Source organism: Sphingopyxis italica (assembly GCF_011926545.1).
Taxonomy (GTDB): domain Bacteria; phylum Pseudomonadota; class Alphaproteobacteria; order Sphingomonadales; family Sphingomonadaceae; genus Sphingopyxis; species Sphingopyxis italica.
The window spans coordinates 23,982-43,769 of record NZ_JAATIT010000006.1; the positions used below are offsets into that span (position 1 = coordinate 23,982).

The 19,788-nt window shown below is 66.4% G+C and carries 14 protein-coding genes; 6 read left to right on the forward strand and 8 right to left on the reverse strand.

Features of this window, described 5'->3' with window-relative positions:
• The first annotated feature begins 270 nt into the window (after nt 1-270).
• The gene (locus GGR90_RS17835; RefSeq protein ID WP_209023870.1) at nt 271-624 is read left to right on the forward strand and encodes a hypothetical protein; all 354 of its coding nucleotides are present in this window, start codon (nt 271-273) and stop codon (nt 622-624) included.
• A gap of 146 nt (nt 625-770) precedes the next feature.
• Here the strand turns inward: GGR90_RS17835 and GGR90_RS17840 are convergent, their stop codons facing one another.
• From GGR90_RS17840 to alr, 3 genes are read right to left on the reverse strand one after another with little or no spacing between them, the layout of a single operon-like run.
• Nucleotides 771-1,115 carry a RidA family protein gene (locus GGR90_RS17840; RefSeq protein WP_167922761.1) on the reverse strand — a complete coding sequence of 115 codons (345 nt, stop codon included), beginning with the start codon at nt 1,113-1,115 and terminating at the stop codon, nt 771-773.
• Between the two features lie 32 nt (nt 1,116-1,147).
• On the reverse strand, nt 1,148-2,407 hold the full coding sequence (locus GGR90_RS17845) for a D-amino acid dehydrogenase (protein WP_167922762.1): 1,260 nt from the start codon (nt 2,405-2,407) through the stop codon (nt 1,148-1,150).
• Nucleotides 2,404-3,534 (reverse strand): alanine racemase, encoded by a 1,131-nt coding sequence (gene alr, locus GGR90_RS17850; protein WP_167922763.1) that lies wholly within the window; start codon nt 3,532-3,534, stop codon nt 2,404-2,406. The genes GGR90_RS17845 and alr overlap by 4 nt, the downstream gene beginning before the upstream one ends.
• 142 nt (nt 3,535-3,676) lie before the next feature.
• Here alr and GGR90_RS17855 point away from each other — a divergent pair, with 142 nt between their 5' ends.
• The 5 genes from GGR90_RS17855 (at nt 3,677) to GGR90_RS17875 (ending at nt 12,157) form a co-directional block, all read left to right on the forward strand.
• Nucleotides 3,677-4,138 (forward strand): Lrp/AsnC family transcriptional regulator, encoded by a 462-nt coding sequence (locus GGR90_RS17855; protein WP_167922764.1) that lies wholly within the window; start codon nt 3,677-3,679, stop codon nt 4,136-4,138.
• Nucleotides 4,139-4,300: 162 nt separating this feature from the next.
• Nucleotides 4,301-4,756 (forward strand): RNA polymerase sigma factor, encoded by a 456-nt coding sequence (locus tag GGR90_RS17860; RefSeq protein ID WP_245198812.1) that lies wholly within the window; start codon nt 4,301-4,303, stop codon nt 4,754-4,756.
• Nucleotides 4,753-5,724 carry a FecR domain-containing protein gene (locus GGR90_RS17865; protein ID WP_167922766.1) on the forward strand — a complete coding sequence of 324 codons (972 nt, stop codon included), beginning with the start codon at nt 4,753-4,755 and terminating at the stop codon, nt 5,722-5,724. Before GGR90_RS17860 ends, GGR90_RS17865 begins: the two co-directional genes overlap by 4 nt.
• 163 nt (nt 5,725-5,887) lie before the next feature.
• Nucleotides 5,888-9,352 (forward strand): TonB-dependent receptor, encoded by a 3,465-nt coding sequence (locus tag GGR90_RS17870; RefSeq protein ID WP_167922767.1) that lies wholly within the window; start codon nt 5,888-5,890, stop codon nt 9,350-9,352.
• A gap of 84 nt (nt 9,353-9,436) precedes the next feature.
• Nucleotides 9,437-12,157 (forward strand): M16 family metallopeptidase, encoded by a 2,721-nt coding sequence (locus tag GGR90_RS17875; protein ID WP_167922768.1) that lies wholly within the window; start codon nt 9,437-9,439, stop codon nt 12,155-12,157.
• Between the two features lie 9 nt (nt 12,158-12,166).
• Here the strand turns inward: GGR90_RS17875 and cobA are convergent, their stop codons facing one another.
• The 5 genes from cobA to GGR90_RS17900 are packed head-to-tail and all read right to left on the reverse strand — an operon-like array spanning nt 12,167 to nt 19,725.
• Complete coding sequence (cobA, locus tag GGR90_RS17880) at nt 12,167-12,955, reverse strand: uroporphyrinogen-III C-methyltransferase (protein WP_167922769.1); 789 nt, start codon at nt 12,953-12,955, stop codon at nt 12,167-12,169.
• Nucleotides 12,945-15,590 carry a molybdopterin-dependent oxidoreductase gene (locus GGR90_RS17885; protein ID WP_209023871.1) on the reverse strand — a complete coding sequence of 882 codons (2,646 nt, stop codon included), beginning with the start codon at nt 15,588-15,590 and terminating at the stop codon, nt 12,945-12,947. Before GGR90_RS17885 ends, cobA begins: the two co-directional genes overlap by 11 nt.
• A gap of 49 nt (nt 15,591-15,639) precedes the next feature.
• Nucleotides 15,640-15,984, reverse strand: a complete 345-nt coding sequence (gene nirD, locus GGR90_RS17890; RefSeq protein WP_167922770.1) for a nitrite reductase small subunit NirD — start codon at nt 15,982-15,984, stop codon at nt 15,640-15,642.
• A complete protein-coding gene (nirB, locus tag GGR90_RS17895) occupies nt 15,981-18,458 on the reverse strand; it encodes a nitrite reductase large subunit NirB (RefSeq protein WP_167922771.1) in 2,478 nt (825 codons plus the stop codon). The genes nirD and nirB overlap by 4 nt, the downstream gene beginning before the upstream one ends.
• 31 nt (nt 18,459-18,489) lie before the next feature.
• Nucleotides 18,490-19,725, reverse strand: a complete 1,236-nt coding sequence (locus tag GGR90_RS17900; RefSeq protein ID WP_167922772.1) for a nitrate/nitrite transporter — start codon at nt 19,723-19,725, stop codon at nt 18,490-18,492.
• Between the last annotated feature and the right edge of the window lie 63 nt (nt 19,726-19,788).

Below are 19,788 nucleotides of genomic sequence, written 5' to 3' on the forward strand. Positions count from 1 at the left end.
GATGTAGGCGCTGGCGCGATTGTAACCGACCTCGATCGTGTGGCCTTCGCGGCGCGGCACGCGACGATCGTGTCGAGCGCGCCGACACGTCGATGAGGGTGACCGTGTCCGCGACTTCGGCGCGCGAATACACGCCGTTCATTTCCCTCGCTCGCTGAAAGGCGAGCAGGCATCGCTCGTCGATTTGGTCCAGGAAATGCTCCTTCCTGTATCACCAATACGCCCGTGACCAATACCACGACGGCGTCAGTGCCTCCGAGCCGTGCTGGTATGGCGTCCGGTATCGATATGAGCGCGCGGCTGATAACGCTGGCCGTGAACATCGCACTCATGGGCATATTTCTCGTCGAAGGGATCGCCTCTGCGCTGCAACGCGCCGTGCCGAAGGGAATCGAACTCGCGCAACTGCGGGGTGCGGCGGAGGCGATCGCGGCGGGCAATGCCGAAGCGCTCGCGACAGATCGGATGATCGTCGGCAACCTGCCGGAGGCGGCCGTACAGCACGGGCTCATCGCGGGTTTCGGTCTCGTGATGATCTATGCGGGTGCCGGGGCTTTGATCCTGGCAATACTGAGCTTCATCCTCTTCCGGCCGGGTGGAACGGGGTTGAATAATTGCAAATGATCGATTCACGTCATCGCGGCGGCGAGTTGCCCAACGTCCGCTATTTCGGATTCCTTCCGAAAAGCGGAAGGTCTCAAAGCGGCCATGAGCCGCCATGGGAACGCCTATTGGCGGAGACCGCTTCGCGGTTCTCCGCCCTGTTTGGATCAACGCGCTGCGATGACGATGATTTCGACCTTATAGGCGGGCGTCGCAAGATTGGCTTCGCCAGTGGCGCGGGCGGGGGCGTCTTTTCCGTCGACCCATTTGTCCCAGACCGCGTTCATTTCGGCGAAGTCCGCCATGTCCGCGAGCCAGATCGTCGCTGACAGGATCTTTGCCTTTTCCGAGCCGGCTTCGGCCAGCAGCGCCTCGATCTGGCCGAGGATTGTCTGCGTCTGGTTCGTAACGCTTTCGCCAGGAGCGCCGACCTGGCCTGCGAGATAGATGGTGTCGCCGTGGACGACGGCCTGGCTCATGCGCGCGCCGGCGTGGATGCGGGTGATGGTCATGTCTTTTCCTTTCATTTGGTGAATGGGCAACGTCAGCGCACGCCATAACGTGCGATGGAAAGATCGGCAGCCTCGATGTCGGGCGCACGGTCACTGACGAGATCGGCAATCAGCCGGCCCGACCCGCAGGCCATCGTCCAGCCTAATGTACCGTGGCCGGTGTTGAGGAAGAGATTGTCGTAGGGGGTCTCGCCGATAACGGGCGTGCCGTCGGGCGTCATCGGCCGCAGTCCCGACCAGTAGCTGGCGGCGTCGATGTCGCCGGCGCCCGGGAAGAGGTCTGTGAGCGAGTGGACGAGTGTGGCGCGGCGGCGTTCGGGCAGCGCGTTGTTGTATCCCGAAATCTCCGCCATCCCGCCGACGCGGATGCGGTCGCCGAGTCGCGTGATCGCGATCTTGTAGCTTTCGTCCATCAACGTCGATTCGGGCGCGCGCGCCGGATCGACGATCGGGACGGTGATCGAATAGCCTTTTACCGGATAGACGGGCAGCCGGAGCCCAAGCGGCCGCAGCATCGCCGCTGAATGGCTGCCGAGCGCCAGGACATAGCGATCGGCGGTGATCCGGCCGTGGTCGGTTTCGATCCCCGCGACGCGTCCGTCTTCGACCGCCAGCGAACGGATCGCCTCGCCATAGCGGAAAGCGACGCCGCGCTCGGCGGCCATGGCAGCGAGGGCGCCGGTGAATATGAAGCAATCGCCCGTCTCGTCGCCCGGGAGACGGAGGCCGCCGACGATCTTCTCGCGCGCCGCAACGAGGCCGGGTTCGGCCGCGATGCACCCCTCGCGATCGAGCAGTTCGAACGGGACGCCGCCGGCCTGGAGAACGGCGATGTCCTTCGCGGTTCCATCAAGCTGCTTCTGCGTCCGGAACAGTTGCAGCGTTCCCTGCATCCGTTCGTCATAGGCGATGCCGGTGTCGGCACGCAGCGCGATGAGCCGGTCGCGGCTATATTCGGCAAGCCGCACCATACGCGCCTTATTGACCGCATAGCGGGCGCTCGTGCAGTTGCGCAGCATCGCGAACAACCAGCCCAGCATCTCGCGATCGACCTCGGGCTGGAGGATCAGCGGTGCGTGCCGCATCATCAGCCATCGGATCGCCTTTTGCGGGATGCCGGGCGCGGCCCAGGGCGAAGCATAGCCCGGAGAGATTTCGCCGGCATTGGCAAAGCTCGTCTCGAGCGCCGGGCCGGGCTGGCGATCGATCACGACGACATCATGCCCGGCTTCGGCGAGATACCAGGCCGATGTGACGCCGATGACGCCGCTGCCAAGAACCGCGACCTTCATGCCGCCACTGCCCGGTCGCGCACCGATGCAGGGAGATAGGCCCGGTCGTAGCGCGCACCGAGGCCAGCCAGCATCTCGTAGGAGATGGTTCCCGCGTCGTCGGCGAGGCTGTCGACCGACTGGTGCGGGCCGATCAGCTCGACCCAGCCCCCGACCTCGATGCCGCCCGGCGGGAGCGCGGTGACGTCGATCGTGATGCTGTCCATCGACACGCGGCCGACGATCGGCAGCCGCGCGCCGGCGTGCCAGGCCGCACCGCGATTGCCGAGCGAACGCGGCAATCCGTCGGCATAGCCGACACCGATCGTGGCGATGCGGCTTTCGCGTTCGCAATAATGACTGTGACCATATCCGACCGCGCCACCCGCCACGATCGTGCGAATCTGGATAACGCGGGCTTCAAGGTCGACGACCGGTCGCATCGGATTGAGGCCGCTCTGGTTCGGCGCGCCGCCGTAAAGCGCGATGCCGGCCCGGACGATATCGGCGTGAAAATCGGCGGGCAGGAAGGCGCCGCCCGAATTGGCAAGCGCGCGGGGAATGCCGGGGAAAAGCGCGGCCGCGGTTTGGAAGCAGGCGAGCTGTGCGGCATTGGCGGGGTGCTCGGGTGTATCGGCGCAGGCGAGGTGGCTCATGACCATGACGAGCTCGATCGCCGAATGGAATTGGGCGTTGCCGGCCAGCGGCGCCAGATCCTCGATCGCTATTCCAAGCCGTCCCATGCCGCTGTCCAGTTGAAGCACCGCGGGCAGCCGCGTTCCGGCCTTCTGCGCGACTTCTGCCCAGCGATGGACCTGTTCGGGGGAATTGAGGACGGGAGTGATAGCGGCCTCGGCGCACAGTGCCTCGGCACCGGGCGGCAGGCCATTGAGCACGACCAGCCTGAATTCGGCCCGCAAGGCGGGGCGCAGCGCCAGCGCCTCGCCCAGATGGGCGACGAAGAAAAGCCGGCATCCCGCATCGCACAATGCCTGCGCAACCTTGATCGCGCCGAGACCATAAGCATTCGCCTTGACGACGGCGCCGACTTCGGCAGGAGCGACACGCTCGGCGATCAGCCGATAGTTGGCCGCGATCGCACCCAGGTCGATGCGCAGTCGCCCGCCGCTCAAGCCCCCGATATCCATATCCTCGATCCCCGCCGGTGCATCCGGTGGGCATTGCATCTAGACAAAGATTGTTCGAATGTTCGATCGAACTATGGTTCGTTTCGGCAAAAATCGGTGCTATCTGCAACAATCATCGACAGAAATGGAATGATATTGCGCCATGGACTCGATCGACCGGAATATTGTGAGGCTGCTGCGCCGCAACGCCCGCATCCCGAACAGCCAGTTGGCGGCGGAGGTGGGCCTGTCGCCCTCGGCCTGCCTGCGGCGCGTCGGCAATCTCGAGGCAAGTGGGGTGATCCGCGGTTATACTGCCATCGTAGCGGCGCCGGAGGAGGGCGGGGTTATCGCGATCGTGCGGATCAGCCTCGAACGGCAGACCGAGGCCTATCTCAACCGGTTCGAAGAAGCGGTGCGCCAGCATCCGGAGATCGAGGAATGTTTCCTGATGACCGGCGACGCCGATTATCTGCTCCGGGCCTCGGCCGCGAGCGCCGCGGCCTATGAGGGGATTCACAAGAATATCCTCTCGCGCCTGCCGGGCGTAGCCCGCATCCACTCCAGTCTCGCGATGCGAAGCGTGCTCAGCCACCTGCCGGGACGGGGCAGGCGGGGAGCATAGCCGGGCCCGGATTCTTCCGTTCCACTTGTCCGGAACCTTCCCGATACCAAGGATTCGCGCCGCCGGGAAATGGCATTGGTTTCCTTGTCGGAAAATGCGACCTCGTTCGTCTAGGGAAGCAAAGGGCAATTCGGGAGCGGCATGTCGAGCCTCGCTGAGATGATGGCAAAAGCCAGACGGGCGGTGATGCGGCGCGGCGTTTCCGCGGCGGATGCGGACGAGTTTGTCCACGACGCTTTTATCAAGGTCGAGCAATATGAACGGGCCCATGCGGCGGAGTCGAGGGAGGCGTTGCTCGTGACGGCGGCGGTCAATCTGTCGATCGACCGGGCGCGCAGGAACCGGCGCGCGCCGTTCGCGGCGCATGACGACATCCAGGCGATCGCCGATGGTGCGCCCGATCCGGGGCAGATCGTCGAGGAGCGTGCGCGCCTTGTCCATGCCGCGCGCGGGCTCGACCAATTGCCCGAACGGACCCGGCGCATCCTGCTGAAGCGCCGACTCGACAATCTTCCCTTCGCCGAGATCGCCCGCTCGGAAAATATGTCGGTCGCGGCGGTCGAAAAGCAGGTCGCGCGCGCGACGCTGCAACTGATGAAATGGATGGAGCAATGGTGAGCGGGCAGAGCCCATCCGAACGGACGGCGGCCGAAGCGGCCGCATGGCTCGCCCGCCTCGAATCGACGGGGCGGACCGAAGCCACCGAGGCGGGGCTGCGCGCCTGGCTCGATGCCGATGCGAGTCACCGCGGCGCATTCGAGAAGGCGATGGACCTGTGGGCGATCCTGCCCGGCGCCGCCGCGCTGCGCGACGGCGGCGAAAGCGCCGCCGATCCGTTGCCCGTGTTCCGGAACAGGATAGGCGCTCGCGCCCGGTCGCTGGCGCTCGTCGCGTCCTTCCTGATCGTCGCCCTGGTTTCGGGATGGTGGCTGATGCAGCAGCCGACGGGCTATGCGACGGCGATCGGCGAGCAGAAGGTCGCGACGCTGGAGGACGGCACGCGGATCGCGCTCAACACCGATACGCACCTCAGCGTCCGTTATGAGGAGGCGGCGCGCAAAATCGTCATGGACGACGGCGAGGCGATGTTCGAGGTCGCCCGCAATCCGGCGCGGCCCTTCGTCGTCACGGCCGGGAACAAGAGCGTTACCGCGATCGGCACGAGCTTCATCGTGCGCAAGGCGGGCAATGCCGTCACCGTGACGCTGATTTCCGGAAAGGTCCGCGTCGACACCTATTCCTCGCCCGCGGCCGCGCGCCCCGTCCAGTCGACGATGCTGACGCCGGGCGAGCGGTTCGCCGCCGCGGCCGATACCGCCGCGATGGTGACGCCCGTTTCGTCGGAGGCCGCAACGGCATGGCGGCGCGGACAGGTGATGTTCAACGATACGCCGCTGTCGGCGGCGATCGCCGAACTCAACCGCTATGGCGGGCCGCAGGTCGACATAGCCGACCCCCGGCTGGGCGCGCTGACGGTGTCGGGAGTCTTCGCGACCAACGACACGGCGGAGTTCGCCGATGCGGTCGCCGCGCTCCACGGCTTGAACGTCGATCGCGATGCGGGCCGGATCCGCCTTGGTCGTTAGGCCATGGCGGCGCATCGGTTAAACCGATGAAAACCGTAATAATATTTCGCCATCCGCCAAACACGAAAATTTTATTTCATTCCGATGTCGGTTTTGCGGCGATCGCGCGTCTGCTTGAAAGAGGCGGGTCGCAAGCAACACCCCGCTCATCAGGGGGCCATTGATGATTTCGAAAGCCACGCTCGCGGCTTGTGCCGCAACGATTGCCATCGTCTCCAACACCGCCGCGGCCCGGACGCAGGCCGAATATGATCTCGACCTGTCGGAACAGCCGCTCGCCCGCTCGCTTCGCGATGTCGCGTCGAAGACCGGCACCAATATCGTCTTCGTAAGCTCGGTGGTGCGCGGCAAGACGGCGCCGTCGCTGCGCGGCCGCTATACGGCGGGCGGCGCCTATCGCGCGCTGATCGAGGGGTCGGGGTTGGTCCTGCGCGAAACCGCGGGCGGTTCCTATATCGTGACCCGCCCGTCGGGCGGCGCGCCTTCGACCGCCTCCGACCGCCCGGCGGCCGAGGGCGCGGGGTCGATCTCGGGCCGCGTCGCCCAGTCCGACGGCAATCGCAACATTTCCGGCGCGCTGGTGCGGATCGAGGAAACGGGGCAGGTCGCGGCCGCCGACGATCTCGGCAATTTCCGTTTCGCGCGCGTTCCCACCGGCACTTATACGCTGACCGTCTCCTTCCTCGGCTTTATCGAGCAGTCGACGCGGGTCGATGTGGTTCGGGGCGAGCAGACCAATGCCGAATTCTGGATGGACGAGGGCAGCAACGCGGCCGGCGAAATCGTCGTCTATGGCTCGCGCAGTGCGCGCGCCAACGCGCTCAACCTTCAGCGCACCGCCGAAAACAGCTCCGACGTCGTCTCGGTCGACGATCTCGGCAATTTTACCGGCACGACGATCTCGGAAGCGCTGCGCCGCGTGCCGGGGGTCTCGTTCCAGCGCGACGGGCTGACCGGCGACGGGACCAATATCATGATCCGCGGGCTCGACCCCGACATGAACGCGGTCAAGCTCAACGGCCTGAACCTGCCGGTCGGCAACGGTGTCGGGCGCTCGGCCGACCTGTCGAACATGCTCGCCGATTCGGTCAGCAAGATCACGATCAGCAAGAGCTTGCTGCCGAGCCAGGACAGCGCGGGGACCGGCGGGCTGGTCGAGATCGAGACGCTGTCGCCGCTCAACCGGCCGCGGCGTTACGCCAATCTGCTGATCGAGGGGGGCAAGAGCGGCAGGAGTTTCAGCGACGATGTGCTGGTGTCGGGAACGATCGCCGGCAAGTTCGGCGCCGACGAGAATTTCGGGCTCAGCGCCTCGGTGCAATATCGCAAGTCGAGCAACCGTTCGATCAGCTATGGCCACAATCTGCGCTATGGCGAGTTTCTGCCGCCCGATGCCGACGGCAATCCGACGCTAGAACAATATGATGCGGTCGACCCGCTCGCGACCTTTCCCTTCCTGCCCGACGCGACGCGCGCCTTTCCGCTCAGCCTCGGCACCAGTTTCAACCATGTCGAGACCGAAAATATCGCCGCGACGCTGTCGGCCGAGTGGAAGGTCGGCGACCACAGCAATCTGAAATTCGACTATCAGCACAGCGAGGCACGCCGCACGACGACGCAGCTCAACGAAAGCTTCGGCGTCGATCTCGACTATGTCGCGACGCCGACCAGCGGCAATCGCACCGCATTGGTTCTCGATCTCACGCCGGGCAACGAGGCGATCGAGCATACGCAAAACTATGTCTACGACCGTAATGCCCGCAACATCACCGACACCTACAGCCTCGGCGGCAGCACCAAGGCGGGGCGGTTCGAGTTCGAATATCTGCTGGGTTACGCGCATGGCAGCGAGCGCCATCCGTCGAATTTCGGCCTGCAACTCCGCATGCCCGCCGCCGATGCGCGCGCCGAATATTTTCTCGCCCAGGCGACCGACCCGACGCTCGGCTATATCGTCACACCGTTCGGCCCGCGCGGCGGCAAGGGGCTGCAACTGCCGCTGCTGACCGAGGCGGGATGGGATTTCGTCAACGACGCGTCCAATTTCACGATCGACGCCGCCAGCGGTCAGATCGACGTCACGCGCGGCAAGAACGACCGCTATACCGCCGAATATAGCGCCAAGTTCAACGCCGGCTGGGGTCCGCTGACCTATGTCGAGGCGGGGGTGCAGTTCGAGCGGGTGGAGTTCCAGAGCCGGCTCGCGCGTTCGCAGTTCGGCGGCAACGTCCCGATCGGCGCGCTGCCGCTCACCCTCGTCCCCAACGATCTTTCGCGCATCGGCGTCACGGGCTCGCGCTTCGTCGTGATCGGCGAGCACTCGCTCAGGGATTTCGTCGACAATGTGAATGATTATGTCGGCGGCACCAGCGGACTGCAACTCACGCCGATCGTCCTGCCCGAGGATATCAACCGCGAACGCACGCTCGAACAGAATCTCGCGGGTTATGTCCAGTCGCGCCTCGACATCGGCAAGCTGGAAATCATCGGCGGCGTGCGCCTCAACCGCACGCGGCTGGAGGCCGACAATCTGGTCTTTCCGACCTATATCGGGCCGATCGACCCGTCGAACGGCGGCGGTTTCGGCATCGACCTCAAATTCCAGAACGACTTCACCCGGCTGGCGAGCCAGAAGGCGACGACGACCGACTGGCTGCCGCGCATCCTGTTCAACTATCGTCAAAGCGACAATCTGATCTTCCGCGGCGGCTATTTCCTGTCGGTCGCGCGGCCGCAGATCGGCCAGCTGTCGGCGCAGACGCGGATCAGCTTCATCAACATCCCGATTCCGGGGCCCGACGGGTTGAAGCCGGTGCTGACGATCAACACCGGCAACCCCGACCTCAAGCCCGCGACGACGCATAATTTCGACCTCAGCGTCGAATATTATGACCAGGATATCGGCGTGCTGAAGCTGTCGGGATTCTACAAGCGGATCAAGAATCTGCTCCAGGCGAATGCGACGAACGGGCCCGCGCAGCTCGCCGCGGTGCCGCTGCCCGATCATATCTATTTCCAGGGCGCGCCCTATTTCGATCCCGCGCATCCCGAAAATTACTTCATCACCGGGTCGACGCCGTCGAACAGCAACAAGATGGCGACGATATGGGGGATCGAGGCGCAGGCCGAGCGGCGCTTCAACTTCCTGCCCGGTGCGCTTTCGGGGCTCGGCATCTATGCCAATTACACCTTCACCAAGAGCAAGCGCGGGCAGATCTACAATTGGCCCTATGGCGCCCCCGGGGAGGAAGTCTATGAATTCTCGGGCATTTCGTTCAACAATCAGCCGAAACATTCGGGCACGGTCGCGCTGACCTATAATAAATATGGGATCGACGCGACGCTGGCCTATGGTTTCCAGTCGCGCACGCTCGACAATTTCTACCCGCGCGGCCTCTCGGTCTATCGCGAGGGCGTCCGCACGCTCGACTTCCGCTTCGAATATTGGATGCAGCCAAGCTTCGGCAAACTGCGCCTCTATGTCGAGGGCGAGGATCTGCTCAAAGGCACGGACAGCCCCGATCTGCTCGGCTCGGTCGGCGGGCTGGGCGACACGCCGCGCTTCTACAGCGGCGCGACCTATCTCGGCGGCCGCCGCGTCAAAGCCGGCGTCGCCGTCACTTTCTGACGTCCATTTCCCTTCCGGCCGGCTGTTCTTGTCCCGGACCAGCCGACCGGATTTCCCCCGAAGATGCGACAGGAGCTTCTCCTTATGATCCGTACCAGCCTCTTGCTGTCGGCCGCGGCCGCGGCGTTTTCGCTCGTCCAGCCCGCGCACGCCGACGAGGTGCTGCCCTTCGAGCAGTTCACGCTGTCCAACGGCCTGCGCGTCGTCGTCCACGAGGATCGCAGCACGCCCAAGGTCGCGGTCGCCGTCTGGTATCATGTGGGTTCCGCCAACGAACCGGCGGGCAAGTCGGGCTTCGCGCATCTCTATGAACATCTGATGTTCAACGGGTCCGAACATCGCGACGACGAATGGTTTCCGCCGCTCCAGGAAATCGGCGCCTCGGCGGTGAATGGCGCGACCTCTTTCGACCAGACCTATTATTACGAGGTCGTCCCGACCGGGGGGCTCGAACGCGCGCTGTGGATGGAATCGGACCGCATGGGCCATTTGCTCGGCGCGATCACGCAGGCCAAGCTCGATGAGCAGCGCGGGGTCGTCCAGAATGAGAAAAGGCAGCGCGAAAGCCAGCCCTATGCGAAGATGGACGACGTCACCGCGCGGGCGCTGTTCCCGGCGGGACATCCCTATCATCATCCGATCATCGGCTCGATGGACGACCTGAACGCGGCGTCGCTGGCCGATGTGAAGGATTGGTTCGGCCAATATTATGGCGCCGCCAATGCGGTGCTGTCGCTGTCGGGCGATGTCGATGCGAAGCAGGCGCGGGCGCTCGCCGAGAAATATTTCGGCAGCGTGGCCGCGGGCCCGCCGGTCGGCCGTGCCACCGCCTGGGTACCGAGCCTGTCCGAAGACAAGCGCGATACGATGCTCGACAATGTGCCGCAGGCGGCGGTGTCGTGGAGTTGGGCGGTGCCCGGGCGCGGCACGCCGCAGTCCTCGACGCTGCGCGCCGCCGCGAGCGCGCTCGGCAGCGGCAAGACGTCGCGGCTCTACAAGGCGCTGGTTCTCGACCGGCCGCTCGCGACGTCGGTGTCGGTCAATTACCAGCCGATGGCGGTCGCGGGCATCTTCTCGATCGACGCGCGGCTGAAGGCCGGGGTCGATCCGAAAGCGGCCGAGGCCGCGATCGAGCGGGCGGTCGGCAGCTTCCTTGCGAGCGGCCCCACCGCCGACGAGTTGAAGCGCGCGAAGGTGACCAATTACGGCAACAATATCCGCGCGCTGGAGTCGGTCTATGTCCGCGCGATGGCGCTTGCGGACGGGCTGATCTTTGCGAACAATCCGGCCGAATATGCCGAGGACAACAAGCGTTTCGACGCCGTCACCGGGCCGGCGGTGCTCGCCGACGCCAAAGACTGGCTGACCCGCGGCGCGCACAAGTTGACGGTGCTTCCCTATGCGGCGCACAGCACGACCGTGGACGGCGCCGACCGCAGCAAGCTGCCCGATCTCGCGGCCTCGCCCGGCCTGACGCTGCCGGTCGCCGAGGAGGCGCGGCTTTCGAACGGCATTCGCGTCGTCTTTTCGCCGCGCCGCAAGGTGCCGACGGTCGACATGGCGATCGTGTTCGACGCGGGGACAGCGGCCGACGCACCCGACAAAAAGGGGCTTGGCGGTTTCACCTTGCAGTTGATGGGCGACGGCCCGGCCGGTCTGACCGCGCAGGCGTTCGAGGAGCAGCAGGCGGCGCTCGGCGCGCGGCTTCATGCGAGTTCGGGTAGCGACACGACGAGCTTTCTGCTCTCTTCGCTCAGCCGCGAGCTGCCCGCGACGATTGCGCTATGGGCGAATTATGTCCGCAATCCGGGCTTCCGCGCCGAGGATATGGAGCGCGCTCGCACACTCAGCCTGTCGGGCATTTCGCAATCGCTCGCCGAACCCACCGCGATCGCGCAGCGGACCTTTACCAATGTCCTTTACGGTGCGGCGCATCCCTATGGCGCGCAGCTTGGCGGGCGGGCCGATACGCTGAACGCCTTCACGCGCGCCGATGTCGCCGGCTGGCATGCGAACTGGGTGCGTCCCGACAATGCGGTGATCTACGCCAGCGGCGACACGACGCTGGCGACGCTGACGGCGCTGCTCGAAAAAGGCTTCGGCGGCTGGACGCCGCCCGCGGAGGCCAAGGGCGGCAAGGCCGTGCCCGCAATCCCGTTCGCGACCGCGAGCCGGGTGGTGCTGGTCGACAAGCCGGGGGCGCTCCAGTCGGTGATCCGCGTCGGCCAGTTGCTGCCCGACGGGCTCGATCCGCGCAACTTCGACTATGATGCCGCGAACGGCGTGCTCGGCGGCAGCTTCACCGCGCGGCTCAACATGAACCTGCGCGAAGCGAAGGGCTGGACCTATGGCGCGAGCAGTTTCATCAACGCGCAGCGCGGGCCGCAGAATTTCGGCGTGGCGACGAGCGTGCAGACCGACAAGACGGCGGAGGCGCTGGCGGAGATCGACAAGGAAATCCGCACGATCCGGGGCGAGCGCCCCGCAACGCAGGCCGAGCTCGACATGATGGTGAAGGGCAATGTGCTGGCGCTGCCCGGGCAGTTCGAAACGAACCAGGCGTTCGTCAGCTACCTGCAATATGTGTCGCTCTACGACAAACCCTATGACTATCTGGCGAGCCTGCCGGCCAAATATGGTGCGCTGACGCCCGCGGCGATCACCAAGGCGGCGGACGAGATGCTGCGTCCCGACGCGATGAGCTGGGTGATCGTCGGCGACCTGTCGAAGATCGAGGCGAAGATACGCGCGCTGGGTCTCGGCACCGTCGAGGTGTGGGATGCCGAGGGACGAAAATTGCGCTGACGACCGCTGCTATTGCCCGAAGGCGGCGCTGGAGGCGTTCGCCGGCAGCGCCGCCGCGCTGCCGGCGAGCATCACGGCGGCGCCGACGAGAATGAGCGTCGGGGCGCCCGCCGCGAAGGATTTGGTCGCGAGGTCGAGAAGGTCGAGCCTGGTGACGAGCCGCCGCTCGCCGGGGCCGCTGACCTCGCAGGCGATCATCACTGGCATCTCGCCCGGCATCCCCGCCTGCATCAGCCCGCGCCTGATTTCGCCCGCCGCCTCGCGTCCCATGTAAAAGGCGAGGGTTGATCCGCCACGCGCCAGCGAAGACCAGTCGATGTCGAGCGCGGCGCCGCGGCGGCTGTGAGCGGTGACGAAGCGGACGTCGCGCGCGACGCCGCGCAGCGACAGCGACATCCCCGCCGATGCGGCGGCGGCGCTCGCGGCGGTGATGCCGGGGCAGATGTGGACGGGAAAGCCGGCTTCTTTCAGCGCGCCGATCTCCTCGGTCGCGCGGCCGAACAGCGTCGGGTCGCCGCCTTTCAGCCGGACGACGCGCTTGCCGGCCCGTGCGGCAGCGACGAGGAGGGCGTCGATGGTCGCCTGATCCTTCGAATGGCGGCCCGACCGTTTGCCGACGCTGACGCGCTCGGTGCGCGCGGGGATGAGATCGAGGACGCCGCTGCCGACGAGCGCGTCGTAAAAGACGACGTCAGCGCTTTCGATCAGGCGCACCGCCTTCATGGCGAGCAATTCGGGGTCGCCGGGGCCGGCGCCCACCAGCCATACCGTGCCGGGGGGAAAGTCGTCAGGCCGCATCGCTCGTCTCCTCGGTCAATATGCGCGCGAGCGCGGGGCGGCACGAACCGCAATTGGTGCCGGCGCCCAGCGCGCCGCCGATCGCCGCGACGTCGGCGAGGCTCTGGTCGCGGATCGCGGCGACGATCGTTTTCAATCCGACGTCGAAGCAGACGCAGATGACCGGGCCGCGGTCGATCTGTGCCCCCGGCGCGCGGCCGGCGAGCAAGGTCGGCGCGATGTCGGGCGCGCTCAATTGTGCGATCAGCCAGTCGCGCGGCGGCAGTTCGCCGGTTTCGGTGACGAAGAGCGCGCCGGCGAGGCGGCCGCCCGCGACGATGGCGATGCGCCGCGTTCCGCGCGCGGCGTCTTGTGCCTCGATGCGCTCGCCCTTGGGAAGCAGCGCTTCGATCGTTTTGAGGTCGCCGTTGCCCGCGATCTCCCACATCACGCCCGCGGGCACGGCGACGCGCGTTGCCCACAAGCAGCGCGGCGTTTCGGCCAATTCGTGCGCGAGCAGCAGGAAGCCGCGCCATTTGGGTGTTACGGCGGAGATCGACGCGGGAGTGCGCTTGAAACCCGGCTGGCCCGATAGGGGGTCGACGAGGGGACGCGGGAGCAGCCCGGTGCGGCCGCCACTGGCCGTGCGGTCCGTCCAGTGGATCGGCACGAACAGCTCGCCGGGGCGCTGGCCCGCGTGGAAGGCGACGCGATAGAGGCTGTCGCCCTGCGGGGTCTCGACGCGCGCGAGGCCGCCGTCGGTCAGGCCGAGCCGCGCGCCGTCGTCGGGGTGGACCTCGACGAGCGGCTCTTCGCGGTGGCGCGCGAGCTTGGGCGCGAGGCCGGTGCGCGTCATGCTGTGCCATTGATCGCGATAACGCCCCGTGTTGAGCGTCAGCGGCCATTGGACGAGCGGCTCGGGCATCGCCTTTTGCGCGACGGCGACCAGCCGCGCGCGGCCGTCCCCGGTGGAAAAGCGGCCGTCGGCGAAAGGTCGGTCGCCGCCCCAGCGAAAGGGCTTCATCGCGTCATAGGCGGCATTGCCGCCTTGGGCCGCGCCCGGCAGCGCGAAGCGGCGCGCGCCATCATTGTCGTAGTTCGACAGGCGGCAATGCTCACGCCAGATGTCGGCGGGCCGGTCGTAGGCGAACGCATTTTTCCACCCCATGCGCCGCGCGACCTCCTTGACGATCCACCAGTCGGGCATCGCTTCGCCCGGCAGCGCGAACAGCGCACGCTGGCGGCTGATCATACGGTCGCTGCCCGTGACGGTGCCCTCCTTTTCGCCCCATGCCGCGGCGGGGAGGCGGACATGCGCGAAGGCGCCGGTGTCGGTCCTTTCGATCACGTCGCTGACGACCACGAAGGGACAGGCGGCGAGCGCCTCGCGCACGCGGTTCGCGTCGGGCATCGACACGGCGGGGTTGGTGGCCATGACCCACAGCGCCTTGATCCGGCCCTCGCCGATAGCGCGGAACATATCGACGGCTTTCAGGCCGGGCTTTTCCGCCATCGTGGGCGCGGCCCAGAAGCGCTGGACGCGGGCGCGGTTTTCGGGCGCGAAATCCATATGCGCCGCGAGCGTCGAGGCGAGACCGCCGACCTCGCGCCCGCCCATCGCATTGGGCTGGCCGGTGATCGAAAAGGGCGCGGCGCCGGGCTTGCCGATCCGCCCGGTCGCGAGATGGAGGTTGGTGATCGCATTGACCTGATCGGTGCCCGCGGTCGACTGGTTGATCCCCTGACTGAACAGGGTGACGGTGCGCGGGGTGGCGGCGAACAGTTCGTAGAAATGCCTGAGGTCGGCGGCGGGCACGTCGCAAGTGCGCGCCACCGACCACAGGTCATTCCCCTCTCCAAGCTGGTTCCAGAAATCTTGCGGAACCGCGACATGCGCGGCGAGATAGGCTTCGTCGATGGCGCCCGCCTCGCGGCAATGCCGGAGCAGCCCGTTCATCAGCGCGACGTCGCTGCCCGGGCGGAGGGGCAGGTGAAGATCGGCTTCCTCGGCGGTCTCGGTGCGGCGCGGGTCGATGACGACGAGCTTCGCGCCCGCCTCGCAGCGCGCGCGGATGCGCTGATAGACGATCGGATGGCACCAGGCGGTGTTCGACCCGACGAGGACGAACAGGTCGGCCGCATCCAGATCGTCATAAGTCGCGGGCACGACATCTTCACCGAACGCGCGCATGTGGCCCGCGACCGCGCTCGACATGCAGAGGCGCGAATTGGTGTCGATGTTCGCGGTGCCGATGAAGCCCTTCATCAGCTTGTTCGCGACGTAATAATCTTCGGTGAGGAGCTGGCCCGAGACATAGAAGGCGACGCTGTTCGGGCCGTGGCGGGCGATCGTTTCTTTGAACCGCTTGGCGACCAGATCGAGCGCCTTGTCCCAGCTGGCGCGCTTGCCCGCGATCATCGGCGCGAGCAGGCGGCCTTCGAGGCCAACCGTCTCGCCGAGGTGCGTCCCCTTCGAGCAGAGGCGCCCGCGGTTGGCGGGATGATCGGGGTCGCCCGCGATCTCGACTGTCCGCTCGCCGGTTACCCTCGCGCGAATGCCGCAGCCGACGCCGCAATAGGCGCAGGTGGTTCTGATAGCCCTCTCCCCTTCAGGGGAGAGGGTTGGGAGAGCGGGATAGGGCGGGGAAATGCTCAACGGTCGTTCCCCTCTCCCCGGCCCTCTCCCCTGAAGGGGAGAGGGGGATTCACGCCGCCGCCTTCAGGGTGCTGGCGCGGCAGATGAGGACGCGGCCGCCGTCGATCTTCACCGGCACGGTTGGCGTGCAGCCCTTGTCCTCGCCGAGCGCCTCGCCCGTCGACAGGCTGATCCGCCAATTGTGCAGCGGACAGGCGACCGCGCCGCCGTGGACGATCCCCTGGCTCAGCCGCCCATGTTTGTGCGGGCAGCGGTCGAGCAGCGCGAAGACCTTCCCCTCGGCAGTGCGGAAGAGAGCGATGTCGTCGCCGCCCTCGACCTGCACCGTGCGGCTGCCGCGCACCGGGATCTGGTCGATCCAGCCGATGTCGAGCCATTCTGCGGTGGTCGTCATGCGATTTCCTTCTGCGGGGTGAAGCGCGCCATCGGCGCATGATGCTCGGCCTCGGCGCCCTCGGCGCGCTGCGCCCACGGGTCGTCCTGCGAAAAGCTCTGAGCATGGAGGAAGCGCGCGCGCAGCGCCTCGCGGCCGGTATCGTCGTCGGCGATCCGCGATTTGATGTAATCGACCCCGACGCGCTCGATCCATGGTGCGGTGCGCTCAAGGTAACGCGCTTCCTCGCGGTAAAGCTGGATGAAGGCCGCGCAATAATCCATCGCCTCCTCCTCGGTCGCGACCTTGCAGAGGAGGTCGGTGGCCCGCACATGAATGCCGCCGTTGCCGCCGACGTGCAGTTCATAGCCGCTGTCGACGCACACGACGCCGAAATCCTTGATCGTCGCCTCGGCACAATTGCGCGGACAGCCCGACACCGCGATCTTGAACTTGTGCGGCATCCAGCTGCCCCAGCTCATCCGTTCGATCTTGACCCCGAGCCCGGTCGAATCCTGCGTGCCGAAGCGGCACCATTCGGACCCGACGCAGGTCTTCACGGTGCGCAGCGCCTTGCCATAGGCGTGGCCCGACACCATCCCGGCGGCGTTGAGATCGGCCCAGACCGCGGGCAGATCCTCCTTCTTGATCCCGAAGATGTCGAGCCGCTGGCCGCCGGTCACCTTGACCATCGGGGCATCATATTTTTCGACGACGTCGGCGATCGCGCGCAATTCGGTCGGGTTGGTGAGCCCGCCCCACATGCGCGGCACGACCGAATAGGTGCCGTCTTTCTGAATATTGGCGTGGAGGCGCTCGTTGACGAAGCGGCTCTGCTGATCGTCGACATAATCGCCGGGCAGGGCGCAGAGCAGATAGTAGTTGAGCGCCGGGCGGCACGAAGAGCAGCCGTCGGGCGTCGTCCAGTGCAGCTTCTGCATCACCTCGGGGATCGAGCGCATGGCCTGCGCGACGATTTCGCGGCGGACGTCGTCGTGGCCGAAGCTGGTGCATTTGCACATCGTCTTGGGACCCGACTGGACATCGTCGCCGAGCGTCAGCGCGAGCAGATTCTCGACGAGCCCGGTGCAACTCCCGCAACTCGCCGACGCCTTGCAGGTGCCGCGCACCGTATCGAGGCTGTGCGCGCCCTTGGCGATGCACGACACGACCTGGCCCTTGGTGACGCCGTTGCAGCCGCAAATCTCGGCATCGTCCGAGAGCGCCGCAACGGCCGCCTTAGGGTCCGCCGCGCCGCCTCCCGCGGCGAAGGCCTGGCCGAAGATCAGCAGGTCACGAAGCTGCGACACATCTTCCTGCTTCTTGAGCAGGTCGAAATACCAGCTGCCGTCGGCGGTATCGCCATAAAGCACCGCGCCGACGATGCGGTCGTCCCGGACGATCACGCGCTTGTAGACGCCGCGGCTGGCGTCGCGCAGCACGATATCCTCGCACCCGTCGCCGCCCGAGAAATCTCCCGCCGAAAACACATCGATCCCCGACACCTTGAGCTTGGTCGACGTTACCGATCCGCGATAGCCCGTCGGTTTCTCGACCAACCCGTCGGCTAGGCTGCGGCACATATCCCACAAGGGCGCGACGAGGCCGTAAACCTGTCCGTCATGCTCGACACATTCGCCGACCGCGAGCACTGAAGGATCGCTGGTCACCATATGATCGTCGACCTGGATGCCGCGCCCGACCGCGAGCCCGGCGTCGCGGGCGAGCTGGGTCGACGGACGGATGCCGACCGCCATCACGACGAGGCTGGCCGGGATCAGCGTCCCGTCCTTCAGCTTCACCCCCTCGACCTTGCCGTCGCCGACGATCTCGGCGGTGTCGGCGCCGGTCAGGATCGTCTGGCCGCGCGCTTCCAATGCCTGCTTGAGCAGCCAGCCCGCGGCTTCGTCGAGCTGGCGTTCCATCAAGGTCGGCATCAGGTGGATGACCGTGACCTTCATCCCGCGCAAGCTGAGGCCGTGCGCCGCCTCGAGCCCGAGCAGCCCGCCGCCGATCACCACCGCATCGCCGCCGGCATCGGCGGCGGCGAGCATGGTGTCGACATCGTCCATGTCGCGAAAGGCGATCACGCCGGGCAAATCCTTGCCGGGCACGGGGATGATGAAGGGGTCGGAGCCGGTCGCGATCAGCAGCTTGTCATAACTTTCAGCCACGCCGCCGCGCGTCGTCACAATCTTGGCTTCACGGTCGATCCCGACCACCGGATCGCCGGCGACCAGCGCGATGCCGTTCGACTTATACCAGTCCGCGTCGTTGATCACGATGTCGTCGAAGCATTTCTCGCCCGCCAGCACGGGCGAGAGCATGATGCGGTTGTAGTTGACGCGCGGCTCGGTGCCGAAGATCGTCACGCGGTAGCGAGCCGGATCGCGCGCGAGCAATTCCTCGACCGCGCGGCAGCCGGCCATGCCGTTGCCGATCACGATCAGATGTTCGCGCGTGTCCGCGTCGGGGGAGAGGGGGCTATGTTCCATCATCGGATCCAGTCGAATATTGGGGAGAGGTTCAAATTCGCACGCCGTCGGCGGCGGCCCACGACCGGCGCCACTGGTCCTTGACGAGGACGAGCGCGACGAGCGCGGCGATGGTGAGAGCGGCGAAGAGATGGAAGGCGGGCGCAAAGCTGCCGGTCCACTGCCGGGCGATGCCGAGCGAGGAGGCGAGGGTGAAGCCGCCGACCCCGCCAGCCATGCCGACAAGCCCGGTCATCAAGCCGATCTCGGCCGAAAAGCGCTGCGGGACGAGTTGGAACACCGATCCGTTGCCGATCCCGAGCGCGAGCATCGCGATCACGAAAAAAGCGAGTGCGGCGGGGATGGCGGTCGCCTGTGGTACCCCGGCGAGGGCGAACGCAGCGATGACGAACACGATCATCAGCGCGCGCACCCCGCCGATCCGGTCGGCGAGCGCGCCGCCCAGTGGCCGCACCAGCGATCCGGCGAAGACGCAGGCCGCGGTGCAATATCCGGCCGTCACCGGGGTCAGGTGGAACTGGTCGGTAAAATAGACCGGCAGCGAGGCGGCGAGCCCGACGAAGCCGCCGAAGGTCACCGCATAGAATGCCATCAGCCACCAGGCGTCGGCGGTCTTGAGCGGCTGGAAATAGTCGACGAGCCGTTTGGGCGCGGGCGCGTTCGGCGCGTCCTTCGCCATCGCGAGATAGACGAAGAAGACGATCGTCAGCGGGATGCAGGCAAGGCCGAGCACCGCGTTCCAGCCGAACAGCTTGGCGAGGCCGGGGGCGAAGAGCGCCGCGAGCACGGTGCCCGAATTGCCCATGCCGGCGAGCCCCATCGCTTTGCCCTGATGCTCGGGGGGATACCAGCGGCTCGCGAGCGGCAACGCGATCGCGAAGCTCGCGCCCGCAAAGCCGAGGATGACGCCCAGCGCGAGCGTCCCGGCGAAGCTGCTCACGCCCGCAAGCCATGCTGTGAACAGACCCGCGATGACGATGACCTGACTGATCGCGCCCGAGCGTTTCGGCCCGATGCGATCGACGAGCAGGCCGCCGGCGACGCGCAGCACCGCGCCCGCCAGCGTCGGCACCGCGACCATCAGGCCTGTCTGCGCCGGGCTCAGCCCCAGATCTTCCGCTATCGCGGGCGCGAGCGGCCCGAGGATAACCCAAACCATGAAAGCGAGGTCGAAATAGAGAAGGGCCGCGACCAGCGTCGGCCAGTGTCCGCTTGCCCAGAAGTTCGATTTGGGTGCCGCGCGGGCATCTCCGGTTGCGCTCGTCATCGTCCGTCCCTTTTGTGACGGGCAATAAAAAAGCCGCCAGGACGGCGGCCTTGCGAGCGCATC

Coding starts and splice junctions, on each gene's coding strand:
- GGR90_RS17875 (WP_167922768.1), top strand. CDS start 9,437: ATGATCCGTACCAGCCTCTTGCTGTCGGCCGCGGCCGCGGCGTTTTCG.
- GGR90_RS17840 (WP_167922761.1), bottom strand. CDS start 1,115: ATGACCATCACCCGCATCCACGCCGGCGCGCGCATGAGCCAGGCCGTC.
- GGR90_RS17855 (WP_167922764.1), top strand. CDS start 3,677: ATGGACTCGATCGACCGGAATATTGTGAGGCTGCTGCGCCGCAACGCC.
- GGR90_RS17860 (WP_245198812.1), top strand. CDS start 4,301: ATGGCAAAAGCCAGACGGGCGGTGATGCGGCGCGGCGTTTCCGCGGCG.
- nirB (WP_167922771.1), bottom strand. CDS start 18,458: ATGGAACATAGCCCCCTCTCCCCCGACGCGGACACGCGCGAACATCTG.
- nirD (WP_167922770.1), bottom strand. CDS start 15,984: ATGACGACCACCGCAGAATGGCTCGACATCGGCTGGATCGACCAGATC.
- alr (WP_167922763.1), bottom strand. CDS start 3,534: ATGGATATCGGGGGCTTGAGCGGCGGGCGACTGCGCATCGACCTGGGT.
- GGR90_RS17900 (WP_167922772.1), bottom strand. CDS start 19,725: ATGACGAGCGCAACCGGAGATGCCCGCGCGGCACCCAAATCGAACTTC.
- GGR90_RS17845 (WP_167922762.1), bottom strand. CDS start 2,407: ATGAAGGTCGCGGTTCTTGGCAGCGGCGTCATCGGCGTCACATCGGCC.
- GGR90_RS17870 (WP_167922767.1), top strand. CDS start 5,888: ATGATTTCGAAAGCCACGCTCGCGGCTTGTGCCGCAACGATTGCCATC.
- GGR90_RS17835 (WP_209023870.1), top strand. CDS start 271: ATGGCGTCCGGTATCGATATGAGCGCGCGGCTGATAACGCTGGCCGTG.
- cobA (WP_167922769.1), bottom strand. CDS start 12,955: ATGCGGCCTGACGACTTTCCCCCCGGCACGGTATGGCTGGTGGGCGCC.